Origin of the sequence: Prochlorococcus sp. (assembly GCF_965655815.1) — a bacterium.
In the GTDB taxonomy this organism is placed as follows: Bacteria; Cyanobacteriota; Cyanobacteriia; order PCC-6307; family Cyanobiaceae; genus Prochlorococcus_A; species Prochlorococcus_A pastoris.
Window position 1 is genome coordinate 1 of sequence record NZ_CBFHHZ010000006.1, and the last position, 17389, is coordinate 17389.

Consider the following 17389-nt stretch of genomic DNA (forward strand, 5'->3'; position numbering starts at 1 on the left):
TAAACAAATATAACACAACTATTAATAAATGTAAAGAAACTGAACTCAATTAACGTGTAAACAATATTTTCTATACATTAGTGATACATTTATGTATACATACAAGTAACTTTTATCTTTGTTGGTTTTTAAAACAAGTTTTATGATTCAAAATAATACTCCATAAAAAATCTCTAACAAAATGAATTTAAATCATAAGACTTTATTTTGTTTCAAATTAAGGAGGTTGAAAATATTAGCATTTATCTGTGACATTCGCTCGGGACTATAAAATTATTAAATAATGATCTAAAGGGAAAAGGAATCTGATTCTTTTTTTATTAAGCATCTTCTTTAAGTATCAACTTAAGTTGATTACTATCTAATTTCTCTAAATAATTTCTCATTGCAAGCCATGATCTTTCGCTTTGTATCTTTCCACTTTGTTTAATTAAATTTGCGGAAACTTGATCTACTAATTCTTTATGAGTCATATGCATATGCTTCGTCATTCTTTATTACAACACCATTAAAAAATTCTGCTAATAATTTTGATGGATCTTGGACAGATATATTCCTGTCTTCTTTGGATAGTTTCTTTTTAATTAAATTTACTTTCTTCATGCTGATTCAGGCAATTCTAGTTCTTCAAAAGTCCAACCTTCTAATTGAAGGTCATGCCATTTATCCCAGGCATTGTCCAAATGCATTTGACTTGATGATTTAATTGCTGAGGGCTCACCAATGTCATTTGCATAATATGTATGGGCATAAATCCTAATATTATTACTGTTAGATTTTTTATTTCTTGTAAATAAAATTAGTCTGCTGCGGTCGGGGTTAAGAAGCCAACCACTTGGGGACTCATTACGATAACCATAAGAAAAATTAGACCAAACATTAGCTCCTCCTAGAGTCATTGCTTAACAATACATGTGTACTACTAATATAAACCAAGGGTAATTAAATCGTCAAGTATTTAATTATTAACTTTGCGGTTCTCTCTTAATTCTGGAAAGCAGTTAGCAATATGGATTAACTCATAAACCTCTTCACTCTCATATTTTTTATCTGGAACTCCACTTCCTACTTCTATTCCTTTAGCTTTCATCTTTTTTAGGATCAATTCTTGTCTTTGCTCTGTTGTCAAAGATTTAAACATTTTTATTCTTGCTTCTTTTTTCATGAGAATTTAATTGATTCTATTAATTTTAACTTCTCAGAAAGTCTTTGGAAGGAAGAGCAATTTGAGCTTTCTTATTTGGAGTTAACCTATATTATTTTTTAATAAATTCCCATGAGCTAAGGAATTGAGTTGGATGAATTCATTGAGGTTGAGTCACTTTAAGTAGTCAACCTCTCTCTTTGCTCTAGTTGAGTTTAAAAATAAGGAGTATATGGAACTTCAGAATTTAGTGAGTCGCCATAATAGCTTTCTGCTGACTTCACTAATAACCAGTACAAGAAATTAACAAATGGTTTCTGCATAAGAATCTATAATACTTAATTCATTCAAATTCAGATTTCGAATTTAAACAACGTAAAAAATACTTATTTAGAAAAAGATCGAATTGAATTAGAAGGAACTTTTACTGGAACCAAAGATTCACCGTAGTGTGATTCGGCTGATCTCATCAGCAACCAGTAAAAGAAATTTACTAAAGCTTTCTCCACGAGGATTTAGTAACTGACCTAAGAAACCTTATTCGAAGTGTATTAGTAATATACAAAACCTTTATATCCACTTATCAAGAAATTTGTATCAATATGAACAGTTTATGAATGTCTTATAAAAACTTATACACACTCATTAATGAACTAAAAGGAACTTGAAGAAGAACAAAGACTAAGAGCAGAACTACAACTAAAATCCCTTTCGGAGCGGACTAAATCCTCGTGGAGTTTACAGACTTTAGTCCGCTTTATATCTATAGCAAAGGAAATTTAGAGCGGCAACACAGGTCTAGTTTGAGACAGCCAAGAGAAATTGGAAAGTATTTTTATGTCTCTTTCTCACTATCAGTTTTAGGATTTTATACATTGAGAAATTTAGTTGCTAATCCTTTATCCGTATATGGTAGTATCTCAAACCGTACATTTATATTAGTCGGATTATTAGTCTGCCTCTTTAGTACGTAGTAGTAGCAGTCATGAGTTCAAAATGTCTTCAACGCCAATCAAATCTTGTAAAAAATATGTACTTAGTTACAAAGATTCATCAAAAAGTACACATCAATTAGTTTTCTATGCTCGCGATGCTTACGATTGTTTGATGCTTGCAAAGGAATTTAATTCTTACGTCCATGATCATCCAGGATCTGTGGTCAGAATCCAACAAAAATTTGAGGTTATCAAGAATTTAAAAACATCACCATTCGCAATTCAAGATAAGAAACTAAGGGATCTTGATCTTGCAAAAGAATATCCGACTATTAAAGATTTAATGAAAGATCAAGGAGTATCAACAGACCTATCTGATTATTTGGATAAAGAATGTGAATTAAATCCATCCAACTCACGTTGTCTGGTATATGAAGGTTATTTTTGAGTATACTGTTATTACTTATGTTTTGTGATTTCAATAGATTCAGTACATTTACTTATTGATATTTATCAATTTGCGGAGTTATATTGATTTTCTAAATTTGTAATAGGTTTACTAATAGATGATTAGATTATTTAAAATACTTAAAAGAAGAATTGATATTTATAGAGCAGAGACTCAATTGAAATTTATTTTAGAAAGTCAAGAATGCTAGATAGATATGCAATTTAATTCTCAAACTTTAAGCTTGTTGTTAAACATAGCTTTCTGTTTTTTGGTATTTGTTATTTAGTTATTATTGTTGATGCTCTTGTATCTTCTTGAGTCTTTCGTATTCAACGTGAAGAACAACATATCTGATACTGCTTAATCTATGACAAATATAGGTTAATCCTTTTTCATATCTTTCTTTTTCTTCTTCTTCTTATCTTTCTTTTTCTTTTTTACCTTTTCATAAACCTCATCTGCCTTTTCTTCAATATTATCCAACTTATTTGAGAGTTCCTTTATCGTTTTTTCTTTCTCTTCTTTAACAATAGTATCTTTTACTTCAATAATTTTAACTGTCTCTTCTTTAACTACAGTATTTTTTACTTCTTCAGGTTTAACTTCAAACTTACCTTTAATGAAATTAGCTATAAAAATAAGTATAGGAACATGGATTAAACCACCCATTACTATTCTTGTTTCTGAATAACCCATTTATTAATTAAAAGAACTGAGATATTTAAGCATAAATTTAATTTTTACAATCCTTTTATGAAGCCAATAAACATTAGTGGTTTTTATTAGTTGGGTTATTTATCCAACGCTTTCTAAGAAATAATGAATAAAAAATTTTACCTGTCGCTGCATAAATACCAAGAACTATGGCAATAATCTTGAGTGACATTTACAACCTTACACTGATATTTGTCACTTAAAAGGTCACTTATAAGGGTGTATATGTACGGCAAAAGAGGTCTCATCATGTCTCACCTAGTCATCTTAACTAATATTACTGAATCTTCAGATCATTTGCTGTCATTAAAAAACCCGCAAATGGCGGGCTTTCTCATTGGTGGCGGGGAGAAGATTTGAACTTCCGACCTTCGGGTTATGAGCCCGACGAGCTACCAGACTGCTCTACCCCGCGATACATACATAGCATACATCTGAACGGGTTCTTTTTTATATTTTTTTAGGATTCTTGGAATTTTAATTGACCTTTTACTTCAATTTGAACCCCTTCAGGTAATTTTATGATCTTGTCCTCTATATCTTGTATTCTTAATTCGGAAATCCATTCTAGTTGTTTCAAAATATGTAGACCCACAGATTGTTTTGCTCTTTTTGATCCATCTTCAACCTTTAAAGCTAAACCCATTCCTTCATTTACTTTACAAAAACACTGTATTCCTTCAGCTCCTCCCTTGCTTATTACATGCCCATGTGATGCCTGTATAACCTCCGTATCAAATCTATTATGGTCGCTTATCATTGTTGGATTAGTTGTCATCGCTCTACTTATTTGCTCTAATTCAGCATTATCTGAACTGCTTAATAATGAATATAATTTTGCCATTTCGAGTATCTTCATATAAAGAGTTGGAGCTCCACAGTCATCTCTCTCTGCATATATCTGCTCCAATGGGATTTCTAGAAGTTCCGATATTATCCTAAAGATTTCTACTTGTAGAGGATGATCTCCCTTTAAATAAGTTTCCAAAGGCCAATTTAATTTTTTACATGTTGCAAGAAATGCTGCATGCTTACCAGAACAATTATGTTCTAAGGGACTTGTTTTTTTTAAGGGACATTTGAGATTATGTATGTCTATATTATATTCCCACAAAATTTTAAAAGCTTCTCTTGCATGTAATTTAGATCCACTATGAGATCCACAGGATAAGGCAATTGACTTTGATGAATTCTTGATTTTCGATGAAGCTCCACTACTCACAAATGGAATTGCTTGAAAAGGCTTTAAGGCAGATCTTATGAAGCTTCTATATTCTGGATTACCAGCACACATTAACACTCTTCCTTTTTTATCACTAATTACTGCATGTACTTTGTGAATCGATTCTAATTTTGAACCTCTCATTAATATCATCTCTAATGGAGGATTATTTGATGTATATAAATTTTTAAAATTAGTACTCATTTTAGAAATTATTGTTTTGGAATATTAAAATTCCAATTAAAGCAACGATAATAATAATAGATAAAATTTGAATTAAATTTTTTAAAATTGGTTTTACTTCTAATGATGCTATTAATGATTCTTTTTCCTTTAATTTAATTGGTTTGATCCATATTTGTCCGTCATACCACCCTGATTCTTCATATTCCACTTTTTCAGAAGTTAATCTTTTGAATATATGATTCCAACCTAGATATAACCTTATAGAGAAAAGAAATGGTAAAGATAAACTACTAAAAAAGCTTAATAAAATATACCTTAATGTAGAAGTTTCAAAATATACACTCCCTGAAGAAATTAAAACAAATATAAAAAATGTTCCTATCCAAAACTTCAGTAAAATAAATGAAAAAGCTTTCTTCGATTTTGGCCAAGTAAATATTTTAGATTTTGATAATTCTATAAATTCATTTGTAGGCTGTTGATCTTTAGGAACTGGGCAGTTAAATTGATTCATCAATATTTATTATGGAAAATTGAGGTCATCTCCATTACTCCAAAATGATTCAAGGTCGTAGAACTTTCTTATTTCGGGTTGAAAAATATTTACTATTAAGTCACCATAATCAAGTAGTGCCCATTTTGCTTCGCTAACTCCCTCTTTTCTAATTGGTTCAATCTTTGCTTTTTCTCTAAGTTCTATCTCGACAGAATTAGTAATTGATCTAACTTGAACGTCTGATAAACCTTCAGCAATAAGTATCCACTCACTAATATATGAAACTTTGTCAATTTTAATCAATTTTATCTCTTGAGCCTTTTTTATATCACAGGCTTTGGCCGCCATTAAAACTAACAATTTATTGTCCATAAACGTTTTCACTTGAAACTGATTTGTCTGAACCCTCTTGTTGTGATAATTCTGACCTAGCTTTTTCAGCACTTTTTCTTAATGCTTCTAATCTATCTTCAAATATTATTCTTTTTTTCTTTTTTCTAGTTTTATCTATTAGCTCTTTTAAAGCCCCGCCAAGGCTTTTATAAGCATTTGGGATACTATACCCAAATCTACAGGCAAGGTCTATGGCTCTTTCATCTGCAAAAATAGCATCTTGTAATCTTTTCTCAGAATTATTTTTTATGTAAAGTCTATATCCTGCAAAACCTGATAAGCCAAGAGCAAGTATTAAAAGTAATCCATCTTGTACCCATAGTTCACCTATCGCTCCACCAAGGCCTATTGCTAAAGCTGCCATTTCCCATCCGTCCCGTGGAATTGCATCATTTTGAATCTTTCCTACTTCATGCCAAAACAATAAATTTCTGTGATCAATTGCATAATTATCCCATTCTTCTAAATCTATTTGAATTTCAACTTCGTCACGACCAATTTCTTCTAATGTAATCAATGGAGGATCAATGGCAGCGGCAGCTTCAATAAAAACCCAACTTTCATTCTCTGGAGGCAACAAACTTTTAAGTCGCTGAAGTTCGCTCATAAATTATGTTTTATTATCAATACTATAGAAACAAATGTTGCTTTTCAAGTAACTTGATTAACAACTGATGATTTGTAAGTAGCATTAAATAAATGAATTTTTCTAATTATGCCTCAAAGAGGTGATCTTAAAAGAATCCTAATTCTTGGTTCAGGTCCAATCGTTATAGGACAAGCATGTGAATTTGATTATTCAGGTACTCAAGCTTGTAAGGCTTTAAGAAAAGCTGGATATGAAATTATTTTAATTAATTCTAATCCAGCTTCAATAATGACTGATCCTGAAATTGCAAATAAAACCTATATTGAACCATTGACTCCAGAAATAATTTCTCAAATAATTTTAAAGGAAAAACCTGATGCGATTCTTCCTACAATGGGTGGTCAGACTGCCTTGAATCTGGCTGTAAAACTTTCTGAATCTGATTTTCTGAAAAATAATAATGTTGAATTGATAGGAGCTGATTTAAAAGCTATTAACAAGGCTGAAGATAGAAAGCTATTCAAAGAATCGATGGAAAATATAAATGTAAATGTATGTCCTTCAGGAATCGCTTCTGATTTATTCGAAGCAAGAGAAGTATCTAAGCAAATAAATTCGTACCCGTTAATCATAAGACCAGCTTTTACTTTAGGTGGAGTTGGAGGGGGAATAGCATACAACCTTGAAGAATTTAATGATCTTTGTAAATCTGGTTTAGATGAAAGTCCTAGTAATCAAATCTTAATTGAAAAATCTTTAATAGGTTGGAAAGAGTTTGAATTAGAAGTTATGAGAGATACCGCTGATAATGTTGTTATAATCTGCAGTATTGAAAATTTAGACCCTATGGGTGTTCACACTGGGGACTCAATTACAGTGGCGCCTGCTCAAACGTTAACTGACAGAGAATACCAAAGACTTAGAGATTTATCTTTAAAAATAATAAGAGAGGTAGGTGTTGAAACAGGAGGAAGTAATATACAATTTGCGGTAAATCCAAAAAATGGTGATGTAATAGTTATCGAGATGAACCCAAGGGTAAGTAGATCCTCTGCTTTGGCTAGTAAAGCTACAGGCTTCCCCATAGCTAAGATTGCGGCTTTGTTATCTGTTGGGTACACACTTGATGAAATTATTAATGATATTACTAAAAAAACGCCTGCATGCTTTGAACCCTCAATTGATTACGTAGTAACAAAGGTACCAAGATTTGCTTTTGAAAAGTTTAAAGGTTCTTCAAACATTTTAAATACATCAATGAAATCTGTTGGGGAATCAATGGCAATTGGCCGATCCTTTGAAGAATCTTTTCAAAAAGCTTTGAGATCTTTAGAAATTGGTATTTTCGGTTGGGAATGTGATTCTATTGAAGATTTTAATAACGATAATGATTTAAAGAATAATTTACGAAACCCAACTGCTGAAAGGATATTAATAGTTAAAAAAGCAATGGAATCTGGTAAGACTAATTCATATATTAATGAAATAACGAATATAGATTTGTGGTTTATTGAGAAGTTACGAAATATTTTTAATTTTGAGAATGAATTTTTAAAAGGGAATGAACTTACTCGAATTGATAGAGATTTAATGTTAAGTGCAAAGCAATTGGGCTTTTCAGATCAACAAATTGCAAAATTAACTAACTCTGAATTTTTTGAAGTAAGAAATTATCGAAAAAAATTGAAAGTTTTACCACTTTACAAAACTGTAGATACTTGCTCAGCTGAGTTTTCATCTGAAACTCCTTACCATTATTCAAGTTACGAAGAAGCTTTTTTAGATAATAATTTAAATATAAATGATAATGAAATTTATTCCGATAACGATAAATATTTAAAAAAAATTATGATATTGGGAGGTGGACCTAATAGAATTGGCCAGGGTATTGAATTTGATTACTGTTGCTGTCATGCCTCGTATCAAGCTTCAAGTAATGGTTATCAAACGATAATGGTTAATAGTAATCCTGAAACTGTTTCAACCGATTATGATACGAGCGATATATTATATTTTGAGCCTGTTACTTTGGAAGATGTTCTCAATATAATTGAAGCTGAAAATCCATATGGATTGATAGTTCAATTTGGAGGACAGACACCTCTTAAGTTGTCTTTACCTTTATCTAATTGGTTGGAGTCTAATGAAGGTATTAAATGTAAATCAAAAATTCTTGGAACATCTCCTCATTCAATTGACATAGCTGAAGATAGAGAAGAATTCACAAAGATTCTAGAAGAATTAAATATAAGACAACCGCTCAATGGAATAGCACGTGATGAAAAAGAGGCAATTTTTGTTGCAAATAATATAGGATTCCCTTTAGTCGTAAGGCCCTCTTATGTCTTGGGTGGAAGGGCTATGGAAATAGTTAAAGATAAAAATGATTTATCTCGATATATAAAAGAGGCCGTTAAAGTTTCACCAGATCATCCGATTCTTTTGGATCAATATTTAAGTAATGCAATAGAAATTGATGTTGATGCGTTATGTGATAAAACCGGTTCGGTTGTTATCGCAGGTCTTATGGAGCATGTAGAACCTGCTGGAATCCATTCTGGTGATTCTGCTTGTTGCCTACCTTCAATTTCTTTATCCCAACAAACAATAGATACTGTTAAAAAGTGGACAAAATTAATTGCAAATAGATTAAATGTTGTTGGCTTAATTAATTTGCAATTTGCAATTAGAAATCATAGTAATAAAGAAAATCAATTATTTATTCTTGAGGCTAATCCACGAGCATCAAGAACTATACCTTTTGTTTCCAAAGCTATCGGTAAACCTGTTGCGAAATTGGCGACTCAATTAATGCAAGGATCCTCTTTAAAAGATATAAATTTTACTGAGGAACTAATACCTAAATATCAAGCGGTTAAGGAAGCTGTTTTACCTTTTAAAAGGTTCCCTGGCTCTGATGCTTTACTTGGCCCTGAGATGCGTTCAACAGGTGAAGTAATGGGATTGGCCGATAATTTTGGTTTGGCATATGCAAAATCTGAATTGGCTGCTGGAAATGGTGTCCCTTCTGAGGGTGTTGCTTTTTTATCTACTAATGATTTAGATAAAGAGAAATTAGAGTACATAGCAAGAGAACTAATAGTTTTGGGTTTTAAATTAGTTGCGACAAAGGGTACTGCTAAATATTTATTTAATTTGGGAATTGAAGTTGATGAAGTTTTAAAGGTTCATGAAGGAAGGCCTAACATTGAAGATTCAATTCGTTCTGGTCTTATCCAATTAGTTATCAATACTCCAGTTGGATCGCAGGCTCTCCATGATGATGCTTATCTCAGAAGAGCATCCTTAGAATATAATATTCCTACTTTTACTACTATTCCTGGAGCAAAAGCAGCTTTGCAGGCAATTAAATCATTACGGCTAAATAAAATTGATACTTTATCACTTCAGGAAATTCATAATTAAAAGAATCTATTCATAAATTTTAAGATTCTCTCTTAATTGGTTTGTTAGGGAGTTTCTACCAATGGATAACAATTTAAATGTGTCTTTATGAATTTTTAGCTGAGTTTCAGCTATTTGTAATCCTTTAATTAGTTCTTTTGTTTCACTAGTTAAATCATTAAGATTATATATTCCCCCCCTCAAAAGTTAGAACTGGATTTTTATTTTCAATGTTTTTTTTCAGACGTGATTTTATCTTTTATTAAATTAAATACAATCAAGTAACCTTTATCAACTGTTTTTCACATAATTCTTTATAAATTCCATCTTTATTAAACAAATCTATATGTTTCCCACTATCTATAATTTTACCTTTATCAAAAACAACTATTTTATCTGCTCCTTGAGTCGTGGATAATCTGTGAGCGACAATTATAACTGTCCTATTATTCATTGCTTGATTTAGGCCCTTTTGAACTTCTGCTTCTGAATCCGAATCTAATGCACTAGTAGCCTCATCTAATAAAAGTATAGATGGGTTCCCTAATATCGCGCGAGCTATTGCTAATCTTTGAATCTGACCTCCTGAAAAGTTAGATCCTCTTTCGGTTATGTTTGTTTCGTATTTACTAGGGAGTTTAAGAATAAATTCATGAGCATTTGCAATCTTGGCAGACTTGATTACATCGTCTTCACTAAAGTTCCTTCCCATTTTTATTACATCAATTATTCTTCCAGAAAATAAAAAAGGTTGTTGTTGGACTAAGGCAATATTTGATCTTATATCTATTGAGCTTATAGATCTTATGTTTTTATCATCTATATATATGTCCCCTGTTTTAGGGCTTATGAATTTTAATATCAAAGACATCATTGTGCTTTTCCCGGCTCCTGATGATCCTACAAATGCAATTACCTGTCCTTTTGAAATTTTTAAAGTGATATCTTTTAAAACTTCATTATCCTTTTTATATTCAAAACTAACATGATTGAATTCTATATTCCCATTTATTTTTGCTATTTTGTCTAAATTTCGCTCATCTTTTTCCATGGGTTGCATATTTATTTTTTTTAATCTTTTTAATGAAGCCTCTGCTTGCTTATATTCATTAAAGTTTGTACTAATGTGACTAATTGGGTCTATAAGCATTAATATTGCAGCAAAAAAACTGCTAAATTCTTCGCTATTTAAAAGACCTAGGTTAATTCTTAATGCTCCTAAACCTAATATTGCCAATATTCCAAAAGCTTCAATAAAACCTACTATTGGATGTTGTATAGCAAGTAATTTTAGTGTCTTATATTTTGCTTGTTTATTACTTCTCAATCTTGTATTGAATCTACCTTTAATCCAATTTTCTGCTGCAAATGATCTTATTGTCGAAATTCCGTTTATAGATTCTCCTATTAAGCCGGCTAAATCGCTTGTTGATTCTTGACTTTTTTCAGATGCTATTAAAACCCTTTTCCCAAAGTTATTTACTGATAAAACAATTATTGGAGCTAAAATAAATGTTGATATCGTCAAGGACCAGTCTAGATAAAACATATAGATAATTACTGCTAATAATTGCAACACGCATGGTAATGTATCTTGAAATGTTTTATAAATCACTTCACTGACTCTGTCCGCATCCTCGGTAAGCCTATAAGTAATATCTCCTGCAGAAATGTTGTTGATAAAATTCATTTTTATTTTGTGAATTTTACTAAATAAACTTTGTCTCATTACTTCACTTATTTCTAATGAAGGCTTTGCAATATAAACATCTTGCCCATATTGAGCAGTTTTTTGAATTAAAAATACAATAAGAGAATTTATTATGATATTAGTTACGGTTGATAATTCTCCAGATCCAATAGCGGGTATTAATTTTCCAGCTAAAAAAGCTAATATTGGCCAACATGCTACATAAATTATCATGCATATAAAACCTTTAATAAATCTATTAATATATGGAGTGATTGATGGAATTAATTGCAAGATATTATTTTTAATTACTTCTTTTACTTTATCAATAGCTGTGGATTTATAAAACAATGAAATTAAATCAATTTTTAAAATGGCATAACGTTGTTTCTTCTGGAGGCGAGGCAAAAATTCTCATAAATTCTGGTCAGATAAAAGTTAATGGAGAAATAGAGAAAAAAAGAGGAAGAAAATTAGTTAAAGGAGATAAAGTTATGTTTCTAAAAAGTGAATTAATTTTTGAATGATTAGCCTAAAAACCCAGGCTATATTAGTATATTTTTCTTAGACAACATATTTTGAGAAAATCTGTAATCGCTGGTAATTGGAAGATGCACATGACTTGTGCTGATACAAAAAAATATTTGGAAGAATTTCTTCCTCTTATTGAAGAAATTCCTAATGACAGGAAAATAGTAATTGCTCCTCCCTTTACAGCTATTTCTACTTTTTCTAGTTATACAAATTTTGATTATTTAAATATTGCAAGTCAAAATATCCATTGGGAAGATAAAGGTGCTTTTACTGCAGAAATCTCTCCCAATATGCTTATTGAACACAAAGTAAAATATGCAATTGTTGGTCATAGTGAACCTCGGAAATACTTTAGTGAAAGTGATGAACAAATTAATAAAAGAGCTGTCTTTGCTCAATCAAGTGGACTAACTCCAATAGTTTGTGTTGGTGAAACTCTTGAACAAAGAGAAAGAGGTGAAGCCGATAGAGTCATCACCAGACAAGTTGAGCAGGGATTAGAGAATACTGATCCATCTAATCTTATAGTCGCTTATGAACCTATATGGGCAATTGGTACAGGTAAAACTTGTGAAGCAAGTGATGCAAACAAGATTTGTGCTTTGATAAGGAGGTTGATTGGTTTTAGTGACGTAATCATCCAATATGGAGGTTCTGTTAAACCTAATAATATTGATGAGATCATGTCAATGAGTGATATTGACGGTGTCTTGGTAGGTGGTTCTTCTTTAGATCCTATAAGTTTTTCAAGAATTGCAAATTTCGAATAATAATTTTCCTTGGCCTGATTATTGGGGTAGGAAAACCTCAATAATGGGTATTATTAATTTAACTCCTGATTCATTTAGTGATGGAGGCGATTTTTGTTCGATAGAAAAAGTTTTAAATCAAGTAAATCATTTTGTTTCTAATGGAGTTGATGTAATTGATCTTGGTGCTCAAAGTACTAGACCCGGGGCGATTGAAATCGGAGCGAAAAATGAATCAAAAAGATTGATACCATATTTAAAAAAAATTAGAAGTGAATATCCTAATATTCTTATTTCTATAGATACTTTTAATTCTGAGGTTGCTCATGAAGCTCTCTCAAATGGTGCTAATTGGATTAATGATGTCACAGGAGGCAGAAGGGATGATGAGATTTTAGATGTTGTCTCAGAATTTAAATGTCCTTTCGTAATTACTCATAGTCGCGGTAGTAGTATAAATATGAATAATTTGACAAATTATGATGATTTTTTAGTTGATATTATTCATTCTCTAGAAAGGTTGACAAAAAAAGCTATAAACAAAAAAGTTAGTAAGGATAAAATAATTTGGGATCCAGGTATTGGATTCTCAAAAGATACTAAACAGAATATAGAAATCCTAAGAAACATTCCTCTCTTTAAAAAATTTGAATTTCCACTCTTAATTGGGGCCTCAAGAAAAAGATTTATTGGAGAAATCTTAAATGTACCTAATCCCAAAGAAAGAGATATAGGAACACTAGCTATTAGTTGTCTTTGTTCTCAACAAAATATTCACTTAGTAAGAGTTCATAATGTAAAAATAAATTATCAAGTTTTAAAAGTGGCAGATCATATTTTTAGATAAAGAAATTAATTTTTACTATTTAACTCCCTCAATTTTATCCTCTACCTCTTGATAAAGTTCTTTAAGTTGCTCTATATTTTCATCGGATGTTTCCCAATAACCTCTCCCATTTACTTCGAGCAATGTTCCTACTATTCTTCTGAAACTATTAGGATTTAAATCCATGAGTCTTTTCCTCATTTCTTCATCATTAATGAATGTTTCATTAGTTTCTTCATAAACAAAGTTATCTACTTGGCCACTTGTTGCACTCCATCCAAGTGTGTAGTTAAGTCTATTAGATAGTTCTCTAACCCCTTCATATCCTGACTTAAGCATTCCTTCGTACCATTTTGGATTCAAAAGCTTGGTTCTAGAATCTAGCCTAATTGTTTCACCTAATGTCCTGACTTGAGCATTAGATGTAGTAGTGTCTGCAATGTAACTACTTGGTTCTTTCCCATCATCCCTTAACGTTTTTATTAATTTAGTAGGATCAGAATCAAAATAATGGCTTACATCAGTTAGAGAGATTTCAGAGGAGTCAAGGTTTTGGAATGTTACATCAGCAGTTTTCATGACAGACTCGAAAACATCCCTTTTTTGATTCATTTCTCCTGGATTATCGGCATTAAAAGCATAAGTTTTTCTTGATAAGTACATTTCTTGCAATTCATTTTCTTCCTCCCAGGTTGAATTCTCAACAGCTAAATTGACATTTGAACTATAGCTTCCACTAGCATTTGAAAATACTCTTGCTGAAGCTTCCCTTATAGAGGTACCCTCTTTTTCTGCTTGTTCTAAGGAATGTTTTCTAACAAAGTTGGACTCTAATGGTTCTTCTGCTTCTGCGGCTAATTTTACTGCTTGGTCAATTAGTGCCATTTGGTTTATAAATAAATCCCTAAAAACTCCAGAACAATTTACAACGACATCAATTCTTGGTCTACCAAGTTCCTCTAACGGGATAAGTTCTAATTTATTTATTCGGCCAACAGAATCAGGTTTTGGTTTGACTCCTACAAACCATAAAATTTGTGCAAGAGATTCACCATAAGTTTTGATATTATCAGTACCCCATAAAACACAAGCTATTGTTTCAGGCCAAGTTCCTTGCTCTTCTTTTTGTCTTTCAATTAATTTGTCTACTACAGTTTTTGCTGCCGCTACTGCTGCAGTGGTAGGAATTGATTGTGGATCAAGTGCATGAATATTTTTACCACTTGGTAAAACACTTGGGTTCCTAATAGGATCTCCTCCAGGACCAGGTAATACATAATTCCCATCCAAGGCTTTTATGAGGCTATCCATTTCTTTGTCTGCACAAACCTGTTCAAGGCAGAATAATAAGTAGTCAAATAATTTATTTAATTCTTTTTGATTTACTTCATTAAATCCATTTAATCTACATACTCTTAGCCAAGGGGTAGGTAAATTTAAACCAAATATTTTCAAGAAATCTAATAGTTTTGAAAATAGAGATTTCTCTAAATAGACTCTTCCGTTAACAATTTTTAGACTGTTAACCATTGCAAATATAGATTCTCTAGCAGTTTTAATAATTTTTTCATTAAGTTCAACAAACTTAAGTTCTCCCTTATTATTACCGTCGTAAACTTCATCAATTTTTAAATTTATTGATTCTGCTAATAAACCTGGTAGGGATCTAAGACCTTCTTGTTCTCTTTCTAACGAAGCTATATTGACTAATGTAGCGACGGCTTCCTCAGCAGTAGGAGCCTCTCCAATTGTATGGAGTCCACATGGTAGCAATCTACTTTCTATCTCCATTAATTGTTTATATATATTTCCTACGAACAGATCTCTTTCTTCAATAGTTAGTTCCTCTACCTCACCAATAGGTAGTTCTACATCTTTGTCAAGATTACATTGCTTTGAAGTCTCTACAATTGCATTAACAATTTGAATACCTCTGCTACTTTCTCTGAGTTGTTGATAAGAACCTACAAGTTCGCTCAATTCTTTAAGGCCCTTATAGAGTCCAGCATTTTCAGCTGGAGGAGTTAGGTAACTTATCGTTGATGCGTAACCTCTTCTTTTTGCAATTGTTGCTTCTGATGGATTATTTGCTGCGTAATAATATAAATTTGGTAGAGATCCTATTAAAGAATCTGGGTAGCAAGTTTCACTCATGCCCATTTGTTTCCCAGGCATAAATTCAAGTGAACCGTGTGTTCCAAAATGTAGAACAGCATCAGCTCCCCATATTTTTTCTACGTAAGTGTAATAAGCGGCAAATCCGTGGTGAGGACTTGCACTTCTTGAGTAAAGCAATCTCATTGGATCTCCCTCATATCCAAATGTTGGTTGTACTCCTATAAATACGTTTCCAAAATGCTTTCCATAAATAAGTAAATTTTGTCCATCGCTGTTCAAGTTTCCAGGAGGTTTACCCCAGTTTTCTTCTAATCTCTTTGAATAAAGTGTAAATTCCTCATATTCTTTCACAGTCATCTTATGAGCAATATTTAATTCAGGAGAACCATCCATAGCCTCTGGATTATTAATGACTTTCTCCATTAATTCTTTGGAGTTTTTAGGGAGATCATCAATTTGATACCCTTTAGCTTTCATTTCTAAAAGAACTCTATAAATAGAACCAAATACATTTAAATAAGCTGCTGTTCCAACATTCCCTTTGTCAGGTGGAAAACTAAATACAGTTATCGCTAACTTCTTCTCCTCCCTTTTTTTTACCCTAAGAGTGGACCACTTTATTGCTCTTTCAGCAATAACATCTACTCTGTCTTGGAGTGTATGAGCTTTACCAGTAGCATCATCACGACCTGAAAGAATAATTGGTTCAATAGCTCCATCTAATTCTGGTATAGCAATTTGGAGTGCAACTTGAACAGGGTGCAACCCTAAATCACTTTCCTCCCATTCTTGAGTTGTTTGAAATACCAAAGGTAATGCAACCATATATGGTCTATTTAGTTTTTTAAGTGCATCAATAGCTTTTGGATGATCTTGTCTTGCAGGACCACCTACCAATGCAAAACCTGTTAAAGATACAACTCCATCAACGATTGCTCTTTCCTTATCAATTGAATCATAATAAAATTCATCTACTGGTTTAGAAAAATCTAATCCACCACAGAAAATAGGTAAAACACGAGCGCCTCGATATTCTAATTCTTGTATTACGGCTACATAATGAGCATCATCACCAGTAACTATGTGACTTCTTTGTAGAACTAATCCAATTGTTGGAGTTTTATCATCTTTTGGTTTTATATCTTTTCTATTATTTTCCCAATCTTGATATTCATTTAAACTTTCAAACATATTTGGCGCTAATGGATGCCATATGCCTAAATCTGGGAATGTTTGAGGATCTTGTATTTTAAATTCTTCTAACTGATCTTTTATATTTTCTGACACTACATATTTTTCTGAAATCATTAATAAGAAGTTCTTCAGATTCTCTGTAGTACCGCCAAGCCAATATTGAAAACTTAATATAAATGTTCTTGCATCTTGTGCTTTTTCTACGGGTAAATATTTAAGTATTGAAGGTAAAGTATTTAGTAACTTCAACATTGAATCTTGGAAACTAGCACCATCAGATTCTTTTTTCTTTTTAATAAGATCACCAATAATACTTTTAGATTGTCCAAGTTGAGCCATGCTAAATGAACCCAATTTGTTTAATCTCATCACCTCAGGCATTGAGGGAAAAATTATAGAGGCTTTAAGATTCTCTTTATATGGTGTAACCGCATCTACAACTTTTTGTGCTAAATCTTCAATAAATATTAGGGAGGCAACAAAAATATCGGCACTAGCTATATCAACTTTAAAATCTTCGAAGTTTTTATCGTTTCTAAGTTCTTCTATAAGATATCCGCTAAGATCTATCCCTATAGGGCCATTGATTTCATTTATTGATTTTGCAGCTTCTGTTAAGGAGTTTTGATATTGTGGCTCAAGGACAACATAAACTGCTTTTATTACAATTTTATGTTTGTTATCCTCAACAGGAGAAACTCTGCGATTTGCTGAGCGGACCTGCGTAAACATTGATTCTCTTT

17 protein-coding genes and 1 tRNA gene are annotated in these 17389 nt (G+C 31.9%); 5 read left to right on the top strand and 13 right to left on the bottom strand.

Annotated features, from left to right (window positions below):
- Positions 1–320: 320 nt before the first annotated feature.
- Genes ACTF45_RS07595 through ACTF45_RS07610 form a run of 4 tightly spaced genes read right to left on the bottom strand, consistent with a single transcriptional unit; the run spans position 321 to position 1165 of the window.
- On the bottom strand, positions 321–473 hold the full coding sequence (locus ACTF45_RS07595; RefSeq protein WP_438949695.1) for a hypothetical protein: 153 nt from the start codon (positions 471–473) through the stop codon (positions 321–323).
- The gene (locus tag ACTF45_RS07600) at positions 463–603 is read right to left on the bottom strand and encodes a hypothetical protein (protein WP_438949696.1); all 141 of its coding nucleotides are present in this window, start codon (positions 601–603) and stop codon (positions 463–465) included. The genes ACTF45_RS07595 and ACTF45_RS07600 overlap by 11 nt, the downstream gene beginning before the upstream one ends.
- A complete protein-coding gene (locus ACTF45_RS07605; RefSeq protein WP_438949697.1) occupies positions 600–899 on the bottom strand; it encodes a DUF1651 domain-containing protein in 300 nt (99 codons plus the stop codon). The genes ACTF45_RS07600 and ACTF45_RS07605 overlap by 4 nt, the downstream gene beginning before the upstream one ends.
- Positions 900–958: 59 nt before the next feature.
- Positions 959–1165 carry a hypothetical protein gene (locus tag ACTF45_RS07610; protein ID WP_438949698.1) on the bottom strand — a complete coding sequence of 69 codons (207 nt, stop codon included), beginning with the start codon at positions 1163–1165 and terminating at the stop codon, positions 959–961.
- A 975-nt stretch (positions 1166–2140) separates the two neighbouring features.
- Here ACTF45_RS07610 and ACTF45_RS07615 point away from each other — a divergent pair.
- Complete coding sequence (locus ACTF45_RS07615; RefSeq protein WP_438949699.1) at positions 2141–2527, top strand: hypothetical protein; 387 nt, start codon at positions 2141–2143, stop codon at positions 2525–2527.
- Positions 2528–2911: 384 nt separating this feature from the next.
- Here ACTF45_RS07615 and ACTF45_RS07620 read toward each other — a convergent pair whose 3' ends face one another.
- The 6 genes from ACTF45_RS07620 to ACTF45_RS07645 form a co-directional block, all read right to left on the bottom strand.
- The gene (locus ACTF45_RS07620) at positions 2912–3226 is read right to left on the bottom strand and encodes a hypothetical protein (protein ID WP_288348026.1); all 315 of its coding nucleotides are present in this window, start codon (positions 3224–3226) and stop codon (positions 2912–2914) included.
- 356 nt (positions 3227–3582) lie between these two features.
- A tRNA-Met gene (locus ACTF45_RS07625) sits at positions 3583–3659 on the bottom strand.
- 45 nt (positions 3660–3704) lie between these two features.
- Positions 3705–4670, bottom strand: a complete 966-nt coding sequence (locus ACTF45_RS07630; RefSeq protein ID WP_288348025.1) for an asparaginase — start codon at positions 4668–4670, stop codon at positions 3705–3707.
- Between the two features lies 1 nt (position 4671).
- Positions 4672–5166 (bottom strand): CGLD27 family protein, encoded by a 495-nt coding sequence (locus ACTF45_RS07635; protein WP_288348024.1) that lies wholly within the window; start codon positions 5164–5166, stop codon positions 4672–4674.
- Positions 5167–5175: 9 nt separating this feature from the next.
- Positions 5176–5520, bottom strand: coding sequence for a ribosome silencing factor (gene rsfS / locus ACTF45_RS07640; RefSeq protein ID WP_011132457.1), 345 nt, complete (start codon positions 5518–5520; stop codon positions 5176–5178).
- Positions 5510–6148, bottom strand: coding sequence for a DUF3318 domain-containing protein (locus ACTF45_RS07645; RefSeq protein WP_288348023.1), 639 nt, complete (start codon positions 6146–6148; stop codon positions 5510–5512). The genes rsfS and ACTF45_RS07645 overlap by 11 nt, the downstream gene beginning before the upstream one ends.
- Positions 6149–6256: 108 nt before the next feature.
- On the opposite strand from ACTF45_RS07645, the gene carB reads away from it, so the two are divergent.
- Positions 6257–9556 (top strand): carbamoyl-phosphate synthase large subunit, encoded by a 3300-nt coding sequence (carB, locus tag ACTF45_RS07650; protein WP_438949700.1) that lies wholly within the window; start codon positions 6257–6259, stop codon positions 9554–9556.
- A gap of 6 nt (positions 9557–9562) precedes the next feature.
- Here carB and ACTF45_RS07655 read toward each other — a convergent pair whose 3' ends face one another.
- Together ACTF45_RS07655 and ACTF45_RS07660 are read right to left on the bottom strand one after the other, a co-directional pair.
- Positions 9563–9739, bottom strand: a complete 177-nt coding sequence (locus ACTF45_RS07655) for a DUF6447 family protein (protein ID WP_353884902.1) — start codon at positions 9737–9739, stop codon at positions 9563–9565.
- 73 nt (positions 9740–9812) lie between these two features.
- The gene (locus ACTF45_RS07660; protein ID WP_288348027.1) at positions 9813–11519 is read right to left on the bottom strand and encodes an ABC transporter ATP-binding protein; all 1707 of its coding nucleotides are present in this window, start codon (positions 11517–11519) and stop codon (positions 9813–9815) included.
- A gap of 56 nt (positions 11520–11575) precedes the next feature.
- Between ACTF45_RS07660 and ACTF45_RS07665 the strand changes: the two genes are divergently transcribed.
- Genes ACTF45_RS07665 through folP form a run of 3 tightly spaced genes read left to right on the top strand, consistent with a single transcriptional unit; the run spans position 11576 to position 13355 of the window.
- Positions 11576–11752 (top strand): RNA-binding S4 domain-containing protein, encoded by a 177-nt coding sequence (locus ACTF45_RS07665; protein WP_288348021.1) that lies wholly within the window; start codon positions 11576–11578, stop codon positions 11750–11752.
- Between the two features lie 51 nt (positions 11753–11803).
- The gene (gene tpiA, locus ACTF45_RS07670) at positions 11804–12529 is read left to right on the top strand and encodes a triose-phosphate isomerase (protein WP_288348020.1); all 726 of its coding nucleotides are present in this window, start codon (positions 11804–11806) and stop codon (positions 12527–12529) included.
- Positions 12513–13355, top strand: a complete 843-nt coding sequence (folP, locus tag ACTF45_RS07675; protein WP_438949701.1) for a dihydropteroate synthase — start codon at positions 12513–12515, stop codon at positions 13353–13355. Before tpiA ends, folP begins: the two co-directional genes overlap by 17 nt.
- Before the next feature lie 15 nt (positions 13356–13370).
- Here the strand turns inward: folP and ACTF45_RS07680 are convergent, their stop codons facing one another.
- Positions 13371–17378, bottom strand: a complete 4008-nt coding sequence (locus ACTF45_RS07680) for a magnesium chelatase subunit H (RefSeq protein ID WP_438949702.1) — start codon at positions 17376–17378, stop codon at positions 13371–13373.
- Between the last annotated feature and the right edge of the window lie 11 nt (positions 17379–17389).

Coding starts and splice junctions, on each gene's coding strand:
- ACTF45_RS07605 (WP_438949697.1), bottom strand. CDS start 899: ATGACTCTAGGAGGAGCTAATGTTTGGTCTAATTTTTCTTATGGTTAT.
- ACTF45_RS07595 (WP_438949695.1), bottom strand. CDS start 473: ATGACTCATAAAGAATTAGTAGATCAAGTTTCCGCAAATTTAATTAAA.
- ACTF45_RS07600 (WP_438949696.1), bottom strand. CDS start 603: ATGAAGAAAGTAAATTTAATTAAAAAGAAACTATCCAAAGAAGACAGG.
- ACTF45_RS07635 (WP_288348024.1), bottom strand. CDS start 5,166: ATGAATCAATTTAACTGCCCAGTTCCTAAAGATCAACAGCCTACAAAT.
- ACTF45_RS07610 (WP_438949698.1), bottom strand. CDS start 1,165: ATGAAAAAAGAAGCAAGAATAAAAATGTTTAAATCTTTGACAACAGAG.
- ACTF45_RS07680 (WP_438949702.1), bottom strand. CDS start 17,378: ATGTTTACGCAGGTCCGCTCAGCAAATCGCAGAGTTTCTCCTGTTGAG.
- ACTF45_RS07630 (WP_288348025.1), bottom strand. CDS start 4,670: ATGAGTACTAATTTTAAAAATTTATATACATCAAATAATCCTCCATTA.
- ACTF45_RS07620 (WP_288348026.1), bottom strand. CDS start 3,226: ATGGGTTATTCAGAAACAAGAATAGTAATGGGTGGTTTAATCCATGTT.
- rsfS (WP_011132457.1), bottom strand. CDS start 5,520: ATGGACAATAAATTGTTAGTTTTAATGGCGGCCAAAGCCTGTGATATA.
- carB (WP_438949700.1), top strand. CDS start 6,257: ATGCCTCAAAGAGGTGATCTTAAAAGAATCCTAATTCTTGGTTCAGGT.
- ACTF45_RS07645 (WP_288348023.1), bottom strand. CDS start 6,148: ATGAGCGAACTTCAGCGACTTAAAAGTTTGTTGCCTCCAGAGAATGAA.
- ACTF45_RS07615 (WP_438949699.1), top strand. CDS start 2,141: ATGTCTTCAACGCCAATCAAATCTTGTAAAAAATATGTACTTAGTTAC.
- ACTF45_RS07665 (WP_288348021.1), top strand. CDS start 11,576: ATGAAATTAAATCAATTTTTAAAATGGCATAACGTTGTTTCTTCTGGA.